18 protein-coding genes are annotated in these 21,356 nt (G+C 33.8%); all 18 read right to left on the bottom strand.

Annotation, left to right across the window (positions count from 1 at the left end; genetic code table 11):
• Position 1 precedes the first annotated feature (1 nt).
• The 18 genes from EJA19_RS07940 to sov all read right to left on the bottom strand — a co-directional run bounded on the left by EJA19_RS07940 (position 2) and on the right by sov (position 21,348).
• Positions 2-1,246, bottom strand: coding sequence for an ABC transporter permease (locus tag EJA19_RS07940; protein ID WP_125467828.1), 1,245 nt, complete (start codon positions 1,244-1,246; stop codon positions 2-4).
• Position 1,247: 1 nt separating this feature from the next.
• On the bottom strand, positions 1,248-2,477 hold the full coding sequence (locus tag EJA19_RS07935) for an ABC transporter permease (RefSeq protein WP_125467827.1): 1,230 nt from the start codon (positions 2,475-2,477) through the stop codon (positions 1,248-1,250).
• Positions 2,470-3,171, bottom strand: a complete 702-nt coding sequence (locus EJA19_RS07930; RefSeq protein WP_125467826.1) for an ABC transporter ATP-binding protein — start codon at positions 3,169-3,171, stop codon at positions 2,470-2,472. The genes EJA19_RS07935 and EJA19_RS07930 overlap by 8 nt, the downstream gene beginning before the upstream one ends.
• A gap of 139 nt (positions 3,172-3,310) precedes the next feature.
• On the bottom strand, positions 3,311-4,219 hold the full coding sequence (locus EJA19_RS07925) for a carboxypeptidase-like regulatory domain-containing protein (protein ID WP_125467825.1): 909 nt from the start codon (positions 4,217-4,219) through the stop codon (positions 3,311-3,313).
• On the bottom strand, positions 4,219-4,437 hold the full coding sequence (locus EJA19_RS07920; RefSeq protein WP_125467824.1) for a hypothetical protein: 219 nt from the start codon (positions 4,435-4,437) through the stop codon (positions 4,219-4,221). Before EJA19_RS07920 ends, EJA19_RS07925 begins: the two co-directional genes overlap by 1 nt.
• Before the next feature lie 3 nt (positions 4,438-4,440).
• Positions 4,441-4,977, bottom strand: coding sequence for a DUF420 domain-containing protein (locus tag EJA19_RS07915; protein WP_125467823.1), 537 nt, complete (start codon positions 4,975-4,977; stop codon positions 4,441-4,443).
• Complete coding sequence (locus EJA19_RS07910; RefSeq protein ID WP_125467822.1) at positions 4,970-5,716, bottom strand: SCO family protein; 747 nt, start codon at positions 5,714-5,716, stop codon at positions 4,970-4,972. Before EJA19_RS07910 ends, EJA19_RS07915 begins: the two co-directional genes overlap by 8 nt.
• Positions 5,717-5,720: 4 nt before the next feature.
• The gene (locus EJA19_RS07905; protein ID WP_125467821.1) at positions 5,721-6,419 is read right to left on the bottom strand and encodes a hypothetical protein; all 699 of its coding nucleotides are present in this window, start codon (positions 6,417-6,419) and stop codon (positions 5,721-5,723) included.
• A 59-nt stretch (positions 6,420-6,478) separates the two neighbouring features.
• On the bottom strand, positions 6,479-6,859 hold the full coding sequence (locus EJA19_RS07900) for a cytochrome C oxidase subunit IV family protein (protein WP_125467820.1): 381 nt from the start codon (positions 6,857-6,859) through the stop codon (positions 6,479-6,481).
• Positions 6,860-6,888: 29 nt separating this feature from the next.
• The gene (locus tag EJA19_RS07895; RefSeq protein WP_125467819.1) at positions 6,889-7,872 is read right to left on the bottom strand and encodes a cytochrome c oxidase subunit 3; all 984 of its coding nucleotides are present in this window, start codon (positions 7,870-7,872) and stop codon (positions 6,889-6,891) included.
• 139 nt (positions 7,873-8,011) lie between these two features.
• A complete protein-coding gene (locus EJA19_RS07890) occupies positions 8,012-8,593 on the bottom strand; it encodes a cytochrome c oxidase subunit 3 (RefSeq protein ID WP_125467818.1) in 582 nt (193 codons plus the stop codon).
• Positions 8,584-9,489, bottom strand: coding sequence for a heme o synthase (gene cyoE / locus EJA19_RS07885; protein ID WP_125467817.1), 906 nt, complete (start codon positions 9,487-9,489; stop codon positions 8,584-8,586). The genes EJA19_RS07890 and cyoE overlap by 10 nt, the downstream gene beginning before the upstream one ends.
• 57 nt (positions 9,490-9,546) lie before the next feature.
• Positions 9,547-11,658, bottom strand: a complete 2,112-nt coding sequence (locus EJA19_RS07880; RefSeq protein WP_125467816.1) for a gliding motility protein RemB — start codon at positions 11,656-11,658, stop codon at positions 9,547-9,549.
• Positions 11,659-11,766: 108 nt separating this feature from the next.
• Positions 11,767-12,519: an energy transducer TonB gene (locus tag EJA19_RS07875; RefSeq protein WP_125467815.1), complete on the bottom strand. Its 753-nt coding sequence runs from the start codon at positions 12,517-12,519 to the stop codon at positions 11,767-11,769.
• A 116-nt stretch (positions 12,520-12,635) separates the two neighbouring features.
• Complete coding sequence (locus EJA19_RS07870; RefSeq protein ID WP_125467814.1) at positions 12,636-13,358, bottom strand: energy transducer TonB; 723 nt, start codon at positions 13,356-13,358, stop codon at positions 12,636-12,638.
• 67 nt (positions 13,359-13,425) lie between these two features.
• Entirely contained in the window at positions 13,426-13,800 is a 375-nt protein-coding gene (locus EJA19_RS07865) for a VanZ family protein (RefSeq protein ID WP_125467813.1), read from the bottom strand.
• On the bottom strand, positions 13,793-14,173 hold the full coding sequence (gene gcvH, locus EJA19_RS07860; RefSeq protein WP_125467812.1) for a glycine cleavage system protein GcvH: 381 nt from the start codon (positions 14,171-14,173) through the stop codon (positions 13,793-13,795). Before gcvH ends, EJA19_RS07865 begins: the two co-directional genes overlap by 8 nt.
• A 68-nt stretch (positions 14,174-14,241) precedes the next feature.
• Positions 14,242-21,348 (bottom strand): T9SS outer membrane translocon Sov/SprA, encoded by a 7,107-nt coding sequence (gene sov, locus EJA19_RS07855; RefSeq protein WP_240640247.1) that lies wholly within the window; start codon positions 21,346-21,348, stop codon positions 14,242-14,244.
• Between the last annotated feature and the right edge of the window lie 8 nt (positions 21,349-21,356).

Raw genomic sequence — 21,356 nt, 5'->3', positions numbered from 1 at the left:
TCTATTCTTCTCTTAATGCATCGATTGGTTTTATACTCGTGGCTTTAAATGCAGGTATTAGCCCGATTAAAGTTCCTAAAATCACTAAAATTACTAAAGCGACAAATACTACGGCAATCGAGACCGATGGGTTTACTATGGCAGCTTCATCTCCTTGACCAAACATAGTATTTAGCAAAATTAAAATCCATCCACCAGAAATAATACCAAAAAGGCCTGCAATAATAGTTAAAAACACGGCTTCAACTACAATTTGTCGTTTTATCTCATAAGGTGTGGCTCCTAAAGCACGACGCACACCAATTTCTTTGGTACGTTCTTTTACGGTAATAAGCAAAATGTTACCAATAGCAAATACGCCTGCAATTAAAGTGGCAATACCTACAAACCAGGTTAAAAACTGCATTCCTGTTAAAAAGCCGGTCATTTTTTTAAACTCTTTCCCTAAGTTAAAACTTCCAAAGGCACGACTATCTTCTGGATGAATATTGTTTAGGTTTTTTAATAAAAGTTTAGCGTCTTGTTCTATCTGCTTGATGTTATACTCTGGCTTGCCAGTAATCATCATCCAGCCTATTCTATCTCCTGAGTTATAAATTTGTTGGTAGGTTGTAAATGGAATATGCATGTCTTGCGATGGCCCCATATTAACATTACCAACTTCGTAAAGTCCTATAACTTTAAAGTTAATATCGTTAATAACAATGTATTCACCTATAACTTCGGCATCTTTTTCAAAAAGTTGTTTGTAAACATCTTCTGAAATAACGACCACTTTTTTATTATCATCAATATCATTTTGATTAACAAAGCGTCCTTGAATAAGGTTTATTTTTTGAAGTTTATTTAAAAGCGGATAATCACCTACCATTCTAAAACTTCCAGATAAAAAATTGCGTGTTGCTGTAATGGTTCGTTGGTTTCTAGGTAAGACGAATTCGATACCTTCTACATTTTCTTCTATTTTTTTGGTATCGGAAAGGGAGAGTTCCACTTGTCGCCCTTCTTGAAATCCTCTAAAAGGCATTCCTGTCGATTGCCCCCAAACAAAGACACTGTTTGTCGCAAAATCGCCAAACAAGCGGTTAAAAGCATTCTCTAAACCTCGTGCCGACCCTAATAAGCCGATAAGTAATAAAATTCCCCACCAAACACCTACCATGGTTAAGACCGATCTTAACTTGTTTTTATTGAAGCTATCAAAAACTTCTTGCCAGGTATCTCTATCTAATAAAAATCTTAACATGTTAATCGTTTCTTAAAGCTACAATAGGTTTTATTTGCGAGGCTTTTTTGGCTGGCAGATATCCAGCAATGGCTCCTGCTACAATAAGCGTAATTGTGGCACCAACCACTAAACTGTTACTTACGCCTGGATCTTTTATAAAATACGTTTCTAAACTTGGTGCTGCAAGCTCTAAAACACCAACTCCTAAAAGTAATCCAACATATCCTGCTATGGCTGTAATTATTATAGATTCTAATAAAATGATTGCTATAATAGATCGTGGTGAAGCCCCTAAGGCTTTTCGAATGCCAATTTCTTTAGTACGTTCTTTTACAATAAAAATCATAATATTACTTATCCCCACAATTCCTGCTATAAGTGTACCAAAACCAATAACCAAAATGATTACGGTTAAACTACTGGTCATGATATCGACTTGCTTAGTCCCTTGCGCCATATTAAAAATACGTATGGCTCTTTGGTCATTTCTTGCCACAGAAAAGCGTTGTTTTAATTTGCTTTCAATGGTGTTACCAAAGGCTAATGCTTCATCTGAGTTCATTTCAGGGTTATATGTTAAATGCATTAAATCGACATAATCGTTATTACCATAAACAAACTGTGTGGTACTAATAGGCATGTAAATAACCCGTTCTTCACTATCGCCTTCATCATCGGTAAAAACACCTACTATTTTATACTGAATGCCGCCTATGTTAATATACTTCCCTAAAGGATTTTCTTTTTTAAATAAATCGTCTTCTACGGTCTGACCAATAACAACAATTTTAGTTCTATTTGTGACATCGCTTTGGTTGATGTAGCGACCATCTTTTACTTTATTATTTTCGATGAACATATATTCGGGATATACGCCTCGAACTTCGTAAGTATTTTTTTCACCCTTGTAAGCAACGCTTGCTGTACGATTAACTTTAGAGGTTATATATTGAACATTGTCTCCAAATTCATCTAAAATATAATCGCGATCTTCATTTTTAAATTGTATTAGTCTTCCTGATTGAAGTCCTTTATAAGGTTTTGTTGTTTTTCCTGGAAAAATTATAATGGAGTTATTAGCATCGGTACCAAACGCCTCTTTAAAGGTGTTTTTTAGTCCATTTGCTATACCAAAAAGTATGGCAAATAACAATATAGCAAAGGCCACAGTAAAACCAGACAGCAAACTTCTGGTTCTATTTTTATTGATACTTTGAAATATTTCGCGCCAAAGATCTAAATCAAACATACTGCTCTGCTCTTACTTGATCTACTTTAGTGTCTTCCATGATAACGCCATCTTTAAGTCTTACAATACGTTTACACATATTGGCAATATCTTCTTCGTGGGTTACCATAAGTATGGTTTTACCTTCATCGTTTAAATGCTGAATAAAGGCCATAATCTCATACGATGTTTTGGTATCTAAGGCTCCTGTAGGTTCATCGGCTAAAAGGAGTTTAGGGTTTGCTGCCAAGGCTCTTGCTATAGCAACACGCTGTTTTTGCCCACCAGAAAGTTCGTTTGGCAAATGATGTGCCCATTCTTTTAAGCCTACTTTTTCTAAATGGAATAGGGCTTTTTCTTGACGTTCTTTGCGTTTTAATCCTTGATAATATAATGGCAAGGCTACATTTTCTAAAGCGTTTTTATAGTTTATAAGATTGAAAGATTGAAAGATAAACCCTAAAAACTTATTACGATAGATAGCGGCTTTTTTCTCGGTGAGGTTTTTAATAGGAACACCATCTAATACATATTCACCAGAATCGGCTTCATCTAACATTCCTATAATGTTTAACAGTGTAGATTTTCCAGAACCCGACGATCCCATAATGGCTACCATTTCGCCATCTGTTACAGAGAGATCTATTCCTTTTAAAACATGTAAACTAGAATCTCCTATAGGATAGGATTTGTGAAGATTTTTTATTTGTAACATATACTTTTTTGATTGGTATTGATGGTAAACCCATAAGTTAGACTTAAAATCAAGAAAAATGTTACAATAAAAGTAAATTTTATTTACAGACGCTCTTTTTTTAAGATGTTAAACTTTTTGTAAAATAGGGTTTCACCTCTTATTTTTCGTACTTAACACCAAGCTGAACTAATGGATTCATGTAATAGTGCTTTACTTTTCCAAATGATTTCCACTGCATTTTACGAGTCATGTGTGTCCAAGATTGTCCGCGATAGCTTGACCATGTTAATGGTTCTTCATCATAAGTCATTAGCAAATTAGGTGTTGTGACATACATACTCTTTTTAGGGTGATTAGGCTGTGGATTAATAGCTTCTAAACTTACACAAATTCCAGATTTTAAAAATGGCACAAATTCATCTTTAAGAAGTATTTTAATACGTTGGTTATCATTTTTAGGCTTTATTATAGTATCGAAACTAGAAATAGGTTTTCCTGGACGTTTGCGTACCGTATCAAATTCATAAAATTTCACTCTAAAGTAAGTTGGATACATATCGTAATCCTCAATCTTTTTCTTTTTAAGTTTGAAAGCCACCCAAGCTACTTTTCCTGAAACTAAAGACTCATTTTTAATATATAAACACCTTTCATAACCAAAAGGTACGGACGATTTAAATTTAACTTTTTGACGCTTTATACCTAATGTTCTTGTAGTTGTATATTTTTTCTTTTTCGTATTGATGACAACCTCATCTAGGGCTGTTTGGTTTTCTGACAATTTAATTATTATGGCCTCAGTTTTCTCTACAAATGTATTTAGTGGAATTTGTTTGGGTTTATACCCTAAAGCTGATACAAACAAGGTATCGTTAGTATGTTTACCTATATTTAGTATAAACTGCCCTAAACTATCGGTAGCGGTACCGTAATTAGAATTTAAAACGCTCAAATTGGTGTAAGCAATTGGTTTATTGGAAAGACTATCGCGAATAGTCCCGGATATGTTTTGTGATTGACAAACTGCTATTGCTAAAAAACAAATAATGCGAAATAACAATCGCATTAATTCTTCTTTTTATTGAAAGCTTTATAAATAGCGAATCCAATTCCAGCAACCAATATATAAGGTATAGCCATAAGGTAAATAATACCATCGTTAATACCTTTTGCGGCACTTTGTCCTTCTTCACTTTCTAAAACGGCTCTACACATAGCACATTGCGCTTCAACTGGTAAAGCCAATAGTAGTAGTAATATTAAAAGTAGCCACTCTTTTTTCATGAACTAGTTGTAATACGGTGATATCATAATATAAACCATAACACCTGAAATTGCCACGTACAACCATAAAGGAAAGGTAATACGTGCTATTTTTTTATGTCTTTCAAAGTTTTTTGTAATAGCTCTTACATAGGTAATTAATACAAAAGGAATTATAATAATTGAAAGTAAAATATGAGTTATTAAAATAATATAATAAATGTATTTTAAAACCCCTTCGCCACCATATTTTGTTGAATCGCTAGTCATATGATAAGCCACATACATGACTAAAAAAGCTACTGAAAAAAAGATGGCTACTTTAATGAGTCGTTCGTGCAGTAAAGGTTTTTTGTTAATAATCGCCCAATAAGCCGATATTAATAAAACTGCAGTTATCGCATTTATAGAGGCATAAATGGGAGGTAAAAATGTTAGCGGTTCAACATTAGGCAACTTTATACCAAACAAAGCAGCAACGGCTAACGGAATAACAACAGACAACACAACAATCCATTTGTTGTATTTTTTTTCAGCGTCAAGATTTTCTATTTTACTCATTTAATAATTTTTTTATATCCTCTTTTAGCATGGTTATTTCTTCCTTTTGCCCATCGTCATCAACTTGATCTTCAATACTAGTTACTCCTGAATAAAATATTTTAGGATTACCAAAGTTATCCATTCTAGAACGGATATAACCATTTTTATCTATTAAAGCAAAATTACCCGAATGCTCAAATCCTCCTGCTACTTCTGGGTTTTCTCCCGCAAAAATATTAAATCCTTTATTAGCCAATTCATAAACAGCTTCTTTATTGCCCGTCATTAAATGCCAATTTGGGTTTGTAATACCGTATTGTTTAGCGTAATTGCTTAACACTTCTGGTGTGTCGTGAGTTGGGTTTATTGAAAACGATGCTATACCAAAATCGTTATATGATGTAAACGCATTTTGTATATGTACTAAATTTCTATTCATTTTAGGACATATTGTTGGACATGTGGTGAAGAAAAACTCCACAACATACACTTTACCTAAATAGTCGTTTTGCGTAATGGTATCGCCTTTATGATTAACAAAACTAAAAGCTGGTACTTTTTTTCGTTTACCATTAATTTCTAAAAATGATAAAGAACTTTGATTGGAAAAGTTATTGTCTTGTTCCTGGGTCATTCTATCACTTCTAGTAATGTCGTTATTTTTAATTCTATCAACAATTTTAGGTATAAAAATGATACCAAAAACCAGTATTATAAAAGCAATTCCTATGTAAGAATAATTTTGTTTCTTGCTCATATTTTTATTTTATATCGTTTGCTCTTCGCGTTGTTGAATCGAAATTTCCTTTGCGTTTTTGTCTATATTCTGTAAACAAAATACGTAAGTCTTCACTCATTTTATTTTTAAGTTCGGCAACTTCTATACAGTTGTATGATAATAACGGATAAACCGCTGCTTTTTTCTCTATTTCACCATCTGTTCTATCATCCAACCTTCCTCTTTGATTTTGTTCTTTATCTATTAAAAAAACTTGTTGTGAAGATAAATTATCATCTAACCTTTTAGATGACCTTAAGCTACTGTACAATGTATTTATTTGTTGCTCGCTTCCATAAACCAAATGTAAATATTCTAAAGGTTTATAGGTTGCTATTTCTTTTTTAAGGGTTTCGCCTTGTTGTTCACTTCCTTTGGGTAATACAAATACAATTTGAAATGTTTTAAACCCTTTAAATTTATCGTAAACCAATTCTTTTAGGTTAGACGCTTCAATAAGTTTTTCTTTGGGCTTATTTCCTAAAAAAGCTAAAACGGTTAAATGGTCTTTAATAAAAACTGGTTCTTTAGATGTAAAATCGTTTATTTCTGAAACATTAGCTTTCACAACATCTAAAGCATCATAATTATGCTTAGCAGGATATAAAAAAAGCAAAAACATAACTGGCAAAAAAAACAGTACACCTAGAACTATATACTTTTGAGAGGACTTTAGTTTCATAGGTGCAAAAATAAAAAAAGGCGGTTTAAAAACCGCCTTTTAATATCTATTTAACTTAATTAAAAGTCTCTTTTTACAAATCCATTTTCGTAAACTCCTTGTATGTATCCTCCTTCTTGAAGCAAGATAAAAATAAGGTAACATATTAAGAATACTCCTGTCCAAACTACGGCTCTTCTTAGGCCTTTAGTTTCATCTCTCATATGCATAAAATCCCAAGTAATGTAATATGCTTTTACGATAGTTAAAATAATAAAAATCCAGTTTAAGATTTTCATTCCAATAACTTTTCCTTCTAAAGCTTCTGGTTTATATATCCCTAAAACAACTTCGATTGCTGTTACAATAGAAAGCAAGATTAATACACCCCAAATTTTCTGGGTATTGCTTTTAAATTTTATTAAGCCTCTTAGTATTTCTAATTTATGTGCGTCTGCCATGATGTATGCTTTATTTTAAATCTGATAAATTAAACTAAATAGAAGAAAGTAAATACAAATACCCATACTAAATCTACAAAGTGCCAATAAAGCCCTACTTTCTCGACCATTTCGTAGTTTTTTCTTCTTTCGTAAGTTCCTAAAATAACATTAAAGAAAATAATGATATTAATTACAACCCCAGAGAATACGTGAAATCCGTGGAATCCTGTAATAAAGAAAAAGAAGTCTGCGAATAGAGGCGATCCATATTCATTTACATGAAGATTAGCACCTTCTACAACAGCTTTTCCATTAGCTTTTAATTGCTTAATAGATTCTTCTCTGGAAAGTACTGTTTTCTTTCCGTCTTCTGTTAATTGCTGTGTGCGAATTAAGATATTATCATTAGCTTCAAAGCCACTCACCACCTCTTCTAGTGTAAAGGTTGGTAACGATTCGTTATCTGTAAACCAGATACCGCTTTTACGTTGATCTTCTACACGTGTTTTATGCTCATCAACAATAGCAAAGTCTCTTAAAGCTACTCGGTGACCTTCGTTATCTACAAATTGTAAAATGTTACCTCCATTAGTTTGGATAGCACCATAATCGCCTTTAATAAATGTTGCCCATTCCCATGCTTGAGATCCAACGAATATTAAACCACCAATTATGGTAAGGAACATATATATGGTCACTTTGGCTTTATTCATTTTATGTCCAGCATCTACGGCTAATACCATAGTTACCGAAGACATAATTAAAATAAAAGTCATGAATGCCACATAAATCATTGGCAATTCTTGCCCATGCAAAAACGGTACGTGTGTAAACACTTCGTCTGCAATTGGCCATGAGTCTATAAACTTAAATCTTGAAAATCCGTAGGCTGCTAAAAAACCAGAAAAAGTTAACGCATCTGATAGGATGAAGAACCACATCATCATTTTACCATAACTCGCTTTTAATGGTTGATTTCCACCACCCCAAGTTTTACCTTCTGTTCCAGTATTTACAACTGTCGTGTCCATATAATTGGTTTAGTTATTAAAAGTTGCACAAAAATAATCAATTTCTTCATCTAAAGAAATATGATTTTTCTAATTTTTGAATTGAAATCCTTTATACGCCTTAAAAGTTCTAGATGTTAACTATATTAAGTTATTAAAATCAACTTATATAATTCAAGAACAAAAACAGAAATAACCAAAGGAAATCAACAAAATGCCAGTAAGTTGCGGATAATTCTACCCCTAATAAATTACTAGGCGAATACTTTTGTTTATAATGATTATAAATTACTACTAAAATTGATATTAGCCCCACAACAACGTGTAAGATGTGTACAAATGCAATAATATATACAAAACTCATAGTTACATTACTAGTTGGACCAGTAAAAGTGTAACCCAAATCTATAATTTGTTTAAAGCCTATTAATTGGCTCCAAATAAAAACAATGCCTAACAGAAGGGTTATCCATAATAACACTGTTGCTTGCGCATTTTTATTATTCTTAACAGCCCGTTTAGCCAATAAAAAAGTAACGCTACTTAGTATTATTAATATGGTGCTTGTTATAAAAGCTTGTGGTAAACTAAAATCGTTTAACCAATCTGGCCTAGAACTACTAACAATAACGGCACTGGTTAATCCTGCAAACGACATGGTTAAGGAAATAATTCCAAACCACAACATCATTTTTTTGGCTCTATTATTTTTTTCTTGGTCGGTTCCTTGTGTTAAATCCATAAATGTCTTAAAAATTTATCTGCAACATAAACAACTTGCAATAGGGTGATATACAAAACACTAGCTAACATTAGTTGTTTTGCTGCATGAGACGTCATATTCTTAAATAGCTTAAAGGCATAGTAAATCATAACAAAGCCTAACCCCCCTACAACTACTGCTGCTATTGGTGACAAATAGAGCTTACCTGTAAACCCAAACACAGGAATTAAAGACATAATAACTGTCCAGATAGTATACATAATGGTTTGTACAGCTGTCCCGCGATCTCGTTTTCCTGTTGGCAACATATAAAAGCCACCTTTTTTGTAATCGTCGTATAAAAACCATCCTATAGCCCAGAAATGCGGAAATTGCCAGAAAAATTGAATAGCAAACAAAGTTCCTGGTTCTATACCAAAATCGTTAGTAGCAGCTACCCAACCCAACATAAAAGGTATGGCTCCTGGAATAGCTCCCACAAAAACAGACAGCGGTGTTTTAGTTTTTAAAGGTGTGTAAACACTCGTGTATAAAAAAATTGAAATCGCGCCAAACATAGCCGTTTGTGGATTTATGGTATACAAAACACCTATCCCTAAAATAGTGAAAATAGCAGCTATTAAAAAGGCTGTATTTACCGACATTCTCCCTGCTGGAATAGGTCTGTTTTTGGTACGTTCCATTAAAGCATCTAAATCCTTCTCAATAATTTGATTAAAGGCATTAGAGGCTCCTACCATAAAATATCCGCCAAGGGCTAAGAAAATAAGTGTTTTTACCGATACGGTTTCGGCTCCAAGCAAGTATCCTGCAATTGAAGAAAACACGACACTTAAAGACAACCCCATTTTGGTTATTTCTTTAAAGTCTGAAACGATACTATGTTGTTTTACCGAAGTTTCTATAGCTTCCAAAGTTACTTTTACTTTGCCTTTTTATTGCGAGCGCAAAGATACTTTGAAAAGTTCATATTACAAATCGAAATACCAATTAAAAAGACTTGTTCTTAAACCAAGATTAAACCAAACTGTGTTACTCTCGAAAGTTATACTTGTTTGTGCATCAGGATTAAAATTTCTAAACGTTACATCGGCAAATAACTGTAGGTTGGATGACGGATTTACAACATACCCGGCTTGTAAATTGGCAAAAAGAGAGGTTGCTTTATTGCCTTGTCCCACTACAATTCCTGTATCTGAAGGTCTATCGTCGTAACTTTGAAAAATATCGCCGCCATAACTATAATTATCGCTACCATCATTAAAATCTAAACCTCGTTCTCCAAAAATAACTTTAGCATTAGCAAACCAACGTTTATAATGGTAGTGTCCTATTAACACTACTTCGCTTAAATTTGCACCCCAAAGATGCGCCATAGATTGATTGGCATGCCCATAATTTAAAGCTATCGTGTTATGCGAATATGTATACGGACGTATTCTATTATACTCAGCTTGCAAGTATAGATTTTTTAGTTTGAAAGCATCGTAATACTTAACCCCTAATTGATAGCCGTATTTATTTTTCCAACTCTTTTCCCCTCCAGTAACATCGCTTGTCGAAAATTCATCTAAAACAAATTGGCCATAAACATTTACCTTATCGCTAATTTTATATTTGGCAGACATCCCTAAAATAGCGTTTCCAGCATCTTGCCCAGTTTCAAACTCGATAGCTCGGTAAAAAATAATAGGATTAATGTAATTAATATCGAACGAACGGTTTTCGGTTTTAGCCCAAATAACCGATTCGAAAAACCCTATGTTAAGTCGCTTGGTCGCATTCCAACTTAAAAAATGGGTTGCCATATATTTACTTAAATAGGCACCATCATCATCTCTCACTTCAGGTCTTACATCGCGCAGCCACATCCAAGTATTGGTATATTTTATTTTCCAGAAATTCGTATTTAGTTTAAAATATGTTGATGGACTTACCACATCACTAGTAAATAACGACCGATAACCATCGCCTATAAAGTTTTTACCATGCCCTAACTGCACGTTAAAAAATTTAGCCGGTGAATACGACACATAAGCTTCTGCTACTGGGTAATCAAACCCACGATCTTTAAAGGCTTTTGCAATACCTCTTCCTGGAACAACTCCAGCTTCGTCTGCTGCTTTTATTGATATTGCATATTGATTGTAGTATTGTGCAAACCGACCTTGACTTTCGTAAACGGCCGTAAAAAAGTTAAACTTTTTCCCTAAACCTCCTTGTATATATATACCTCTTGTGTTGTTATAGGTAGAACTAAAATCGGCTTCGGTATCTTTACCAACTTCAAAATCGAAAATGGGGTCTACCGTAAACCAATAATGTTTAGATTGCACTCTAACCAAATGTTCGTTCCACAACTTTCGCCCTAGTAAAGACGATTTATCTTTAAGCTGTGCCTCTTTTTCCGATTTAAAATCGTAATAATTAGCCACATCACTATATAATAAAGGCTTAGATGCTGTGTGAGCATTTGTACCAACTAGGTTTATGCTTTTATCAAATCTAGAGTAATAACTATGTGTAAACGGAATATTTAACTCACTTGTTAGCTCTTTTTGCGTGTAAGGCACTAGTTTAAAACCGACACTATCATACTCTGTTTTAGCAGCTTTTTCTAGAGCTGTTAACGCATTACTTTTTCCATTTACGCTATCTACAGAAGTACTCTTCGCAGATATGGTTTGGTCTTGTAATGGAATTTTAATTACTACCGAATATTGCTTAAAAATAGGATTTCCATTATAAGTAGCAGGTTGTATTTTTGGTAATTTTGAAAATACATTTTTTACTTCATCTTTTAACTCGTCGTAAATAGCATCTACATAAATAACGCGAAAATCACCCTCTTTATCAACTTCAAACAAAACAGCCACATCACCCTCATAATCATCTTTTACAATATCTGGAACTTGAAATGTTTTAAAAATGTGACTGAAAATTTGATTATCGAAGCACGTCTTTATGTTTTCAATAGATTCATTTTCGCACTCTGGAAAGACAGGAGGTTTTTCATAAAATTGGGATTGTGCTAATGAAGAAAGGCTACATAGCGTCAATAACAGAAGACCATATAATTTCATATGAAAAGATAAAATTTATTCGACTTGAAAGATACTATTTTTATTAATAACGACTATAAAAAAACCACTGCATGCTACAGTGGTTTTAACGTCTATACAAACAATAAATTAGTTTTGAACTTGAAACATAATTGGCAAGCCATAAACAACATCTACTGCTTTTTTATCTTGTTTTCCTGGTTGCATATTAGGCAATTTACCAATAACACGTTTTGCCTCATTATCTAATTGTTTATATGGCGATCTTGCTTTAATATCGGTTACTTGACCATTTTTGTCTACTTTAAACATCACATTAATGCGTTGCAAACCGCTTAATCCCAGATCTGAAGCTATATTGGTATCGAACTTTCTTTTAATATGCTTTGAGATTTTTTCTGACATGCATTTAATGCGGGCCTTATTAGAGGTTTCATCTTCACAACCAGGAAAAACTGGCACTTGCTCAACAGCCATAATACTTACTGGCGGTAAATCGTCTGGTTTTTTCTCTACTACAATATTTCCTGGGTCGGCAATAGGATCGTTAGTTACTGGCTCTGTTACAATATCTGGTGTTTCTTCAGCTGTATCATCATCATTAGAGATTACGGGATCCTTAAAGACTGTTGGTTTTTTCTTTTTCACTTTAACTTCTTCCTGATATACTTTTACTTGTTTATCGAATACATAAATATCGTCTTCTTCTAAGTTAGTTAATACTTGTGGCGCATAGTCTTTAGATTCAAATTTCATTTCTAACAATCCATAGGTAATTAGCAAGCAGATAATTAATCCAACCTGAAAATACAAGGTTGAGTTTTTTTGAATAGACAACTCATTTTTCTTTAAAACCTTCTGATTTTTCTTTGATTTTTTCATAATAGTGATGTTTAAATGTTAATATTTTCACAATTCACAATAAACGTACCAAACAAAAAAATCCCGATACTTTTAACAAGTATCGGGATTTTGATATTATAAAAAACTGAGTTTGCTTAGTCTTGAACTTGGAATAAGATTGGTAACGAGTAAGGCACTGTTACAGCCTTACCACGTTGCATTCCTGGTTTCATTTTAGGTAAAGATTTTACAACACTTTCTGCTTCTTGTTTTAATTTAGGGTGTGGTGCTCTTGCTCTTACACCAACAATATTACCTGTTTTATCAATTTTAAACATTACAATAATACGTTGTCTTCCTGAAAGGCCTAAGTCGCCTGCTAAATCTGTATCAAACTTTCTTTGAACAAATCTTTGTATTCTTTCAGACATACATTTTTTCTTAGCGTTGTTTCCTTTCTCATTTTCACAACCTGGAAAAACTGGTACGTTTTCAATTACAGCAAAAGGCACTTCTACATCTTCTTCTACTTCTTCTACTTCAATTTCTTCAACCTCAACGATTTCTTCTTCTTGACTTGTTTCGGTAGACTCGATAACAGTTTCTTCCACTTCTTCCTCATCTTCAACAACTTCAATTACTTCTGGAGCTGCTGGCGGTGGTGGCGGTGGTGGCGGTGTCTGGATTTGCTCAGTAATTGGAATTTCTTCTTCCAATTCTTCTTCCATATCTAATTTACCAATATCTATTGCTTCTTTATCGTAGGTTTTGTAGTTAATCGCATAGTTTGTTAAGAATAACATTAATGCTAAACCTACGGCAAAGTAAAGTGAACTGTTACGTCCTACGTTTGCTTTCGAATTTTTCTTAGGTTCCATAATTGTTGTTTTTCCTGATTGCTAAAATAACCATTTATTTGGTAAAAAAGCAAGTGATTATATATTTTTAATGTTGCCCAATTTTTGACTTTGATAGTACAAAAACTGTAAATAAAACACCTAAAGTGTTTGATAAAATATCCCAAAAGTCGAAACTTCTAGTACTTGTAAGTGTCATTTGTAACACCTCAATTATTATACCAAAAGTAATTGAGAACAGTAATGACGACCAAATAGCTTTTTGTTTTAACATTTTAAGATGAAACATAAAGGCTCTCATCCATAAAAAAGTTAGCAAGGCGTAAGCTAAAAAATGAAATATTTTATCGCTAAATGAGGGTGCAAAATCTGGCACCTCATTAAAGTCTATACTTATTAAACAAACCAAGGTTAATGCTATGGTATAACCTATGGCAATAAGTAGACTATATTTTTTAGCCACCTATAATATCTTTGTACTGGTCTGCTGTAAGTAAATCGCTTACTTGAGTATCGTCAGAGATTTTTAGTTTAATCATCCAACCGTCGCCGTAAGGGTCTGTGTTTACTTTTTCTGGTTCGTCTTCAAGGTTTTCATTAAACTCGATGATTTCTCCAGATAATGGTAAATAAAGGTCTGATACTGTTTTAACAGCTTCTACTGTACCAAAAACTTCTTCAGCATCTAAGGTTTCATCTACGGTTTCTACTTCTACGTAAACGATATCTCCTAATTCGCTTTGTGCAAAATCGGTAATACCAATTGTAGCAACATCGCCGTCTATTTTAACCCATTCGTGGTCTTTTGTGTATTTTAAGTCTGCTGGAATATTCATTTTTGATGTAATTATGTTATGTTTTGGCAAATGTATCTATTCATATGATAATTTCAAACAAGTTAGAGTTAATTCCCAAAATTATATCGCAATGTTATGCCTGCTCGTATACTTGTTTGTGGAAAAGCTGTTGAAATAGCATATTCTGAAAACGCATAATCAAAATAGAAAATGCCTGTTAAGTTTTTACTAAACGAATAATCTGCTGTGAATTTAGCCGACCACATGGTTTGCCCAGAGGTAACTTGATTATTATCTAAATCAAGATATCTTATAATGGTTTTGTTATCTCTTAATGAAACATCGGCTTTCATGTTCAAATCGCTAACAATCATTCTTCTTGGCCCTGCTAGTTTTGATTTTATACGAACATCTTTAACCCTATACCCTAGTCCTAAAATGTATTCCATACCTTGAATTTCGGTCATTAAGTTGTTATCAAAACTTAGCGACAACATTCTATCTTTCTTTAACTCGGCTAGTATTTTTATGGAGTTTTTCATTTCCATATCAATTCGTACTAACGGACTAAACATTTCGGTTAAACTAATATTGCTATAAAGGGTTTTATTTCTAAAGTTTCCACCTTGATCTAGTTCTTCTGGATTTTGATCGTTATAATTTAAGTTTGTTCTAAACTGATTTATAGTGTAGTTAGAACGATAGCCGTGTGTTAATGAGAATCGTTTAAAGCGTTCTTTAAACCATTTCATCTTCATTAAACCTGTGTACTTAATATCCCAGTTAGGGATTGGCATATCTCTAAAAGCTCCTAAACTTATTTTGCCAGCATCTTTTCCTGTGTATGCCGATAGGAAAGAGGGTAGTAACACCGATTGATTATTCTTACCAAAGCCTACAGGATAACCTTCGGCGTCTCTTGGGAAGCTTGAACTACCATAGTGTTTTTCTGCTAACCTATTGGCGATTTCAATTCTGTTATTTCTAAACGTTTCAAAAGCTTCTGATTCGTTTTCATCGCTTTTACCAAATGCCGTTGCAATTAACATAGTAGAAATATTAAAGTTTCCAAAGGTATTTGGGGTAAGCGATTGGTATTCCAAATCGCCGTTAATATTATCTACACGATAATTTTCGGTATAATTCTCGGCCAAGATTCTATTCCCTACTAAATCGATTTTTAAATCATCAAATGGTTCTAAATTGGCTGAAAAATCTAGTTGTTTATTACGGTTAACGGTGTATTGTTCATTAAATTCTGGATACATTGTTAGCCAACCATTTCTTGCGGCTAATTGCCTTACATCACGCTGACTACCAAATGTAAAACCTACAGTAGGTTTTAATGTTCCTATAAATCCAGGTGTTCTTAAATACCCTGGTAAATAAGTTCCGCTTGTTTGAGCGTAATTTACTTGTACACGTTTTAAACTTGTAAGAAGTCCTATACCAAAGTTTAACAGTCCTTGACCGCCTTTTTTAGATTTAACCTCATCTTCTTTCTTTCCATCTACCTTTGCTGGTGGTGCTCCGCCAGGTCGTCTTCTTATGGTATTCCTGCTAGACGTACGTTTCTTTTTTAGGCCTATATAATTATAGAACCTATTCATATTTAAAGAGGTGTTTATATTATGTTGATTGGCATTGGAAATGGAGTTTCCTAAATTATAGGATTGCCCATTCAAATCAATATCGCCTAATAAATCGGAACCTTTTTGCCACTGGAATTCTCCGCTATAAGAATAGGTTGCATCAATAAAACTAAAGGTTGGTATTTTATTTATTGGTATATCGTAGTTTATTCCTAATTGCTGATATTGCCTATTAGGGTCTCCAAAATCGAAAAAGCCATCCCAAACATCTAATGATGGATCTTGCTCGCCATTAATAATATCATTTTTAAAATAATTTCTAACAATATTATTATTTGATGCTGTAAAGTTAACTTGAAGCGACTTGGTAAGGTTATAATTTATGGTGTATTGATAATCGAAAGTATAGTTTCTTCTATAAAATTCTTCTAAACCTATATTACCACCAGTTAAATCAACATCCCTAAATTTTTGTTTATTAAAGCTCCTATTAATATCTGTATTTACTGTAAAACTTGATGGCAGTGGGTTAATATTAAAATCTTTTAAGATTTTCCAATACTCACCGGTAAACAAGGAATCATTTTTCTTGAATGGTTCTATAGAAACAGGCTCGAAGTTATACGCGTAATTAACGCCAGCTCTTACCGTTTGGTCTATGGAGTTTTCTATTTCGAAATCGCGATGTTTCACCTTGTTATAAGAATAATTAAAGGTTAGGTTTTCAACATCGTAAAAATGTGGTTTAGAGTCGCCTGTTTTTATTTTTCTAACACCAATAAAGTTAATGCTTCGGCGTTTGGTATAATTTTCTGATTGCTCTCGAATTCTATCTTTTTCAGTATCGGTATCGGCTGCATCTATACGAGATTCTAACGTTAAATCTTTGTAAAACTGATCGTATTTAGGTGTAATGAGTTCTTCACCTTGGCCATAATTAAATGGTATTTGTAAGCCCCATTTTTCAGGAAATAATTGTCCAACATTTACGTTGGTAACTACATCGTATTGCACAACATCTTCTCGGCTTCTTTCGTTTGGACCTTGTTCTAAAGAACCAAATCCTGTTGTACTTTTTCTACCTGTTGCGCTAACATTTGCAAAGTCTGCAATGTTAGAATCCATACTTAATACAGCTGCCCAACCGCCTTCGTTATCCATATCTGATAAGCGCAACTCGTTAAACCATAATTTAGCACATTTATCAGAGGTTGATCGGTTTTTAACACCTACCATTAGTGTTCTAATATCGCCAAAGTTAGGATTTCCTTTAATTCCTATTCTATGGAATCCATTTCTATTTGTTGCTGCTGGTAAATCGGCATACTCGGCAACCGGAGCGCTACTTAAAGACCCTCCATTAACATCGTAAAAAACAGGATCAGGATTACTTAAAGCACCATTACTAATGGCTTCCGATTTAATATCTTGTAGTAGTGATAGCGCTAAATTTATTTCATTTTCTTCTGGCCATAATGCTTCTCTTGTTGTACCAATACTTTTCTTTAATGGTACTTCTATTTGATAATAGTTTTGGGTTAAATCGTTACCCATACGTATAAAGCCAACTAAATCATCATCATTTAAACCAGAAAGTTCACCTTCTTCGGCATGCATAAACATTCTTAGTTTTTTATATTGACGCATGTCTACGTTTATGTTTTTGAATACCGCTCTGGCATCGTGCGATTCTAAATCGCATACATTAACCACTAAAGATTGTTCGTTTTGGCGTACTACCGTATTGTTATTGTATAGTTCTTCAGGATCTACTCCTGGTGGCGATTGGTAACTTCCTTCGTTTTCTATAGTACTAACAACTCCAACACTAAACTCGGTTGCATCGTTTTCTGGGTCGCCTTCGTCTTCATCTAAAGTTTGAGTATATCGTCTCCAATCACTACGTACTAAATCTAAAGTACCAAAACGGAATACTGTCATTTCCGAGAACTCAGTTAAAAACATTCTTACAAAGCGTATAGATCTTAAATCACTTATTCCTCCAATAGCTTCTGTATATTCTGAAACTGGTATTCTAAATTGAATCCATCTTGGTGTTGCTGTTTGGCCATTTGGTAAATTTCTTATTTGACCTTCCTTAATATCGGCAATTAATGGGTTGTTGGTGTTTAATGTAGCTGGAGTTAACTCTACTTCATATTGATAGTAACTATCTATCGTATTCATGGTATTATCTCTATTAACATCTTCAACATCTGGTTGGGTTGTATTACCTCGGTTAGTATCTGAAAATGTATCTGGCGAGTTTCCATCTACTCCATTATATCGTTTATAGCGTTCAAAGATGTCACCACTCGTGTTTAAAAAATACGTATAATTATCTCTTGCTGGGTCATTTAAGCCCGCATAATCTGTAAAAATTTGTTGTTCTTCATTATCGCTATAACCATCGTAACCAACATCTTGATTTGTTCGTTCTTGTCCCGTAGTATCAAAGGCGTAAATTAAAGACTGGTTTTGAGGATAAACCGTTTCCCATGATGGTGATGTTGGCAAAACACCTACAACGTTACCGTCTTGTGGAAGTCCGTTTTCGTATAATTTTCTTCCGTCTTTTACGATATCTTCCGAGATATTCCCTAAATTAAAAACAAGTTTCCCTCCAGTATTAGCTTGATTTTCCTGAAAAGGATCTTGTAACCAAAATTCGATATATTCTACATTGGCTTGTTCAAAATCGGTAGATGTTAAGGCTCTTGTAATTCCTGCCCAACTATCTTCTGGAGCTGTTAATACATTATTTGGTATATCGACATTCGTTGTTTGAAAGTTGTAGGGACCTCGATCTTCGGGGTAATAAACTAAATCTAACGTATTAATTACAGCACTTTGTCCTTGCGCTATATCTTGTTGTGGGAATAGCTCTTCGCTGAACACACGACTGGTAAATAGGTTGGAAATATCGTCATCTGAAATATCGTCCGGTTTTCTATTTCCATAAAAAATCGGGTCGATATTATACCAGTTTAACAAGGCTCTATTATACCCTTGTTCAATGCCATTGGCATCGTCGTTATTATTATTAATACCCTTTGGTCTACTTGATAAAAACCAAGATTGAGGCGACTTTAAATCGATGGCATTTTGCGAGCCTTCAAAATCATCAACATAAGATGTTGCTTCGCCATTAAAATCGGTTCCTTTTGGCGCTCCCGGTAATAAATAAGCAAATTCTCCTCTTACTGAAAGATTTGATGGTGCATCGGTATCTATATTTGGTAACTTATTTACCATTCTAGTTAAAAATGGCACTTCGGTTGAATAATTACCATTTATACCAAAGATGTGATTGTTTATAGGTTCTTGACTGTAGTTTGCCTTTTGCGTAATAGGTCTTTCGTTTAAGTTTAACCACGTAGCGCCTAACACAAAGTTTTCATTAAACTTATGCTCTACATTAATTCCCGTAAAACGCTTGGTTTGCTGTCCGAAAACAGCATTATTTTCTGTAGAAACCTGTATTGGTGTGTTGGATGCTTTTAGGGCTTCATCTAAAATTTGTACCGTTCCTAAGTTATAGTTCACCGTGTAATCTATACCTTCTACTAACTTTCGGCCTCCTGCAGTAACTGTTACAGAACCTCTTGGTACATTAAATGCTCCTATAGGAATTCCATCGCCACCAGAGGACTTATAGCGCCCTTTTAATAAGAATTTATTTTTTTCGGCTTCTTCTAATGCTGCTGTTTTGGTTTCCTTATAAAGGATATCGTAAACATATTTGGTTTGATTATCGTTATAAGAAGCATCGTTGTTGTAATCTTCACTTGCAGAAATGGACAGTTTATCAAATAAATACTCTCCAAAAGGCTCTACTGTTGTAAAAATAATTTTTCCGTTTTGCGGTAAAACTGTTAAGCCAGGAACAAAATCGAAGAACCCATCACCATTAGCCTGCGGGTCGTTATTAAAGTTTAATCGGTCTAAATGAAAAAGCTTTAACAAGGTGGTCTCTTGTATGGGATTTCCATTAAAAGTAGGAAATGGTGTGCCATCAACAGGGGTTATAAAGTTTAATGGAGATGCTTCGTTATAAAAGATATTCAGCTTAAAATCATCTTGACTTAGTTGATATGCGCCTGTATCGTAAATGTTTTTCATCATTAAATCCCAAATAGGCTGATCGACATTGGTTATAGGGCTTTTAAGCATTTTAAGCACCAAACTATTATTAGTAACCATAGTAACTGTCGAGGTATCATCTACTGTAGTGGCATCTACACCATCGTTAGCAAATTCACCCACTTGGTAAACTTGCCCACCAACCGTATATTGATAGGCTACGGCTAAAATTTCGTCGTTGGTTAACCTTTGATTTAAAGAGATATATCCTAATTGTGGGTTTAAAGTATACTCTTGACCTTCTCGTAACTTTCTTGCATTTTCTAATTTACCATAGTCGGAACCTTCATTAACTACCGATGATAATGCACCAAACCCTTGCTGTGCTGTAGCAATATCTCTAATGGCTTCGGTTAATACAGATCCTGTTCCAATAGCTGTAGGATCGTAATCGTTATTACCATTGTCTGGAAAAGCGTTTGGTCCAGCATTGATAAATCCTCCTGGAATAGATTGTAAATATAAATTATTGGCATTTGGATCTGGGTTAGACTCCCCTAAATCCTGTAAGGCTACAATATTTCTAACATTTTCAGTAGAATTATTTCTATTGGTTATCCAAACTTCAATTCTTGTAATTTGAATATTGTTATTAATGTAGGGATAGTTTTCTAAGGCTCTATCGTAATTATCTCTAAAATAATGCCCTAAGAAAAAGTGGCGATTTTCATCGTAATCTCTAGCATAAAATTCAAAATCTTCTACAGTTCCACCGCCTTGAGCGACTACCGTTCTAGTATCTGATCTTTGCTCAGAAAACACTCCTGTAATGGTTGTTTTTCCAAATTGAAGTTGTGTTTTTACACCAAATAAACTTTGTGCACCTGAAATAAGTGAACTGTTAAGTGGCATATTTACATTACCTACTTCTATTTTTTGAATAATATCGTCTTCTGTGGGTGTGTATTCTAATTTAATTAAGTTTTGAAAATCGAAAGTAGACTCGGTGTCGTAATTTGCTGTTACTTGTAACCTTGTTCCTACTTTACCTAAAAGACTTAAGCTAATTCTTTGATCAAAATCAAACGAAAAATTCCTTCTGTTTCTAGGTGAAAATGTGGGATTGTCTTGTTTGGTAAATAACACCCCTAAATCTATTTCAACAGAACCTTGAGGCACCACATTAATGGTATTACCACCAAAGATAGTTTCAAAAAAACCAGATCTCACATAAAATTCTGGCAATAAGTTTTTTTGCTCTTCTTCAGAGCCTTCTTTTTTACCATCGTAAGCATCAACTTTTTGTTTGTAATATTCTTTAAGGCTTTCTTTTAGTATAAAATCTTGATACTCTTCTGGTGTAAGGATAATGGGATAATTAATATTAAAATCACCAACCGATTCGGTATAAATATATCTATCTGTTAAAGGGTCGTAAGTATATTTAGACTCTATACTATTGGGATTTGGCATGGTCATATTACCTAATGAATACCCTGTTTTTGTACTATCTTGCGCTGTTGGGTTTTGCTGTGCCATAGCAAATA

Source organism: Mangrovimonas spongiae, from assembly GCF_003944795.1.
GTDB lineage: Bacteria > Bacteroidota > Bacteroidia > Flavobacteriales > Flavobacteriaceae > Mangrovimonas > Mangrovimonas spongiae.
Note: the sequence above shows the minus strand (reverse complement) of the source record. Positions and strands in the feature narration are given on the sequence as shown.

What these genes read in the sequence shown, in the direction of transcription:
- EJA19_RS07920 (WP_125467824.1), bottom strand. Translation starts at nt 4,437, where the DNA reads ATGAAAAAAGAGTGGCTACTTTTAATATTACTACTACTATTGGCTTTA.
- EJA19_RS07930 (WP_125467826.1), bottom strand. Translation starts at nt 3,171, where the DNA reads ATGTTACAAATAAAAAATCTTCACAAATCCTATCCTATAGGAGATTCT.
- EJA19_RS07925 (WP_125467825.1), bottom strand. Translation starts at nt 4,219, where the DNA reads ATGCGATTGTTATTTCGCATTATTTGTTTTTTAGCAATAGCAGTTTGT.
- EJA19_RS07935 (WP_125467827.1), bottom strand. Translation starts at nt 2,477, where the DNA reads ATGTTTGATTTAGATCTTTGGCGCGAAATATTTCAAAGTATCAATAAA.
- EJA19_RS07910 (WP_125467822.1), bottom strand. Translation starts at nt 5,716, where the DNA reads ATGAGCAAGAAACAAAATTATTCTTACATAGGAATTGCTTTTATAATA.
- EJA19_RS07905 (WP_125467821.1), bottom strand. Translation starts at nt 6,419, where the DNA reads ATGAAACTAAAGTCCTCTCAAAAGTATATAGTTCTAGGTGTACTGTTT.
- EJA19_RS07880 (WP_125467816.1), bottom strand. Translation starts at nt 11,658, where the DNA reads ATGAAATTATATGGTCTTCTGTTATTGACGCTATGTAGCCTTTCTTCA.
- EJA19_RS07875 (WP_125467815.1), bottom strand. Translation starts at nt 12,519, where the DNA reads ATGAAAAAATCAAAGAAAAATCAGAAGGTTTTAAAGAAAAATGAGTTG.
- EJA19_RS07915 (WP_125467823.1), bottom strand. Translation starts at nt 4,977, where the DNA reads ATGAGTAAAATAGAAAATCTTGACGCTGAAAAAAAATACAACAAATGG.
- EJA19_RS07890 (WP_125467818.1), bottom strand. Translation starts at nt 8,593, where the DNA reads ATGGATTTAACACAAGGAACCGACCAAGAAAAAAATAATAGAGCCAAA.
- gcvH (WP_125467812.1), bottom strand. Translation starts at nt 14,173, where the DNA reads ATGAATATTCCAGCAGACTTAAAATACACAAAAGACCACGAATGGGTT.
- EJA19_RS07895 (WP_125467819.1), bottom strand. Translation starts at nt 7,872, where the DNA reads ATGGACACGACAGTTGTAAATACTGGAACAGAAGGTAAAACTTGGGGT.
- EJA19_RS07870 (WP_125467814.1), bottom strand. Translation starts at nt 13,358, where the DNA reads ATGGAACCTAAGAAAAATTCGAAAGCAAACGTAGGACGTAACAGTTCA.
- sov (WP_240640247.1), bottom strand. Translation starts at nt 21,348, where the DNA reads ATGGCACAGCAAAACCCAACAGCGCAAGATAGTACAAAAACAGGGTAT.
- EJA19_RS07940 (WP_125467828.1), bottom strand. Translation starts at nt 1,246, where the DNA reads ATGTTAAGATTTTTATTAGATAGAGATACCTGGCAAGAAGTTTTTGAT.
- EJA19_RS07900 (WP_125467820.1), bottom strand. Translation starts at nt 6,859, where the DNA reads ATGGCAGACGCACATAAATTAGAAATACTAAGAGGCTTAATAAAATTT.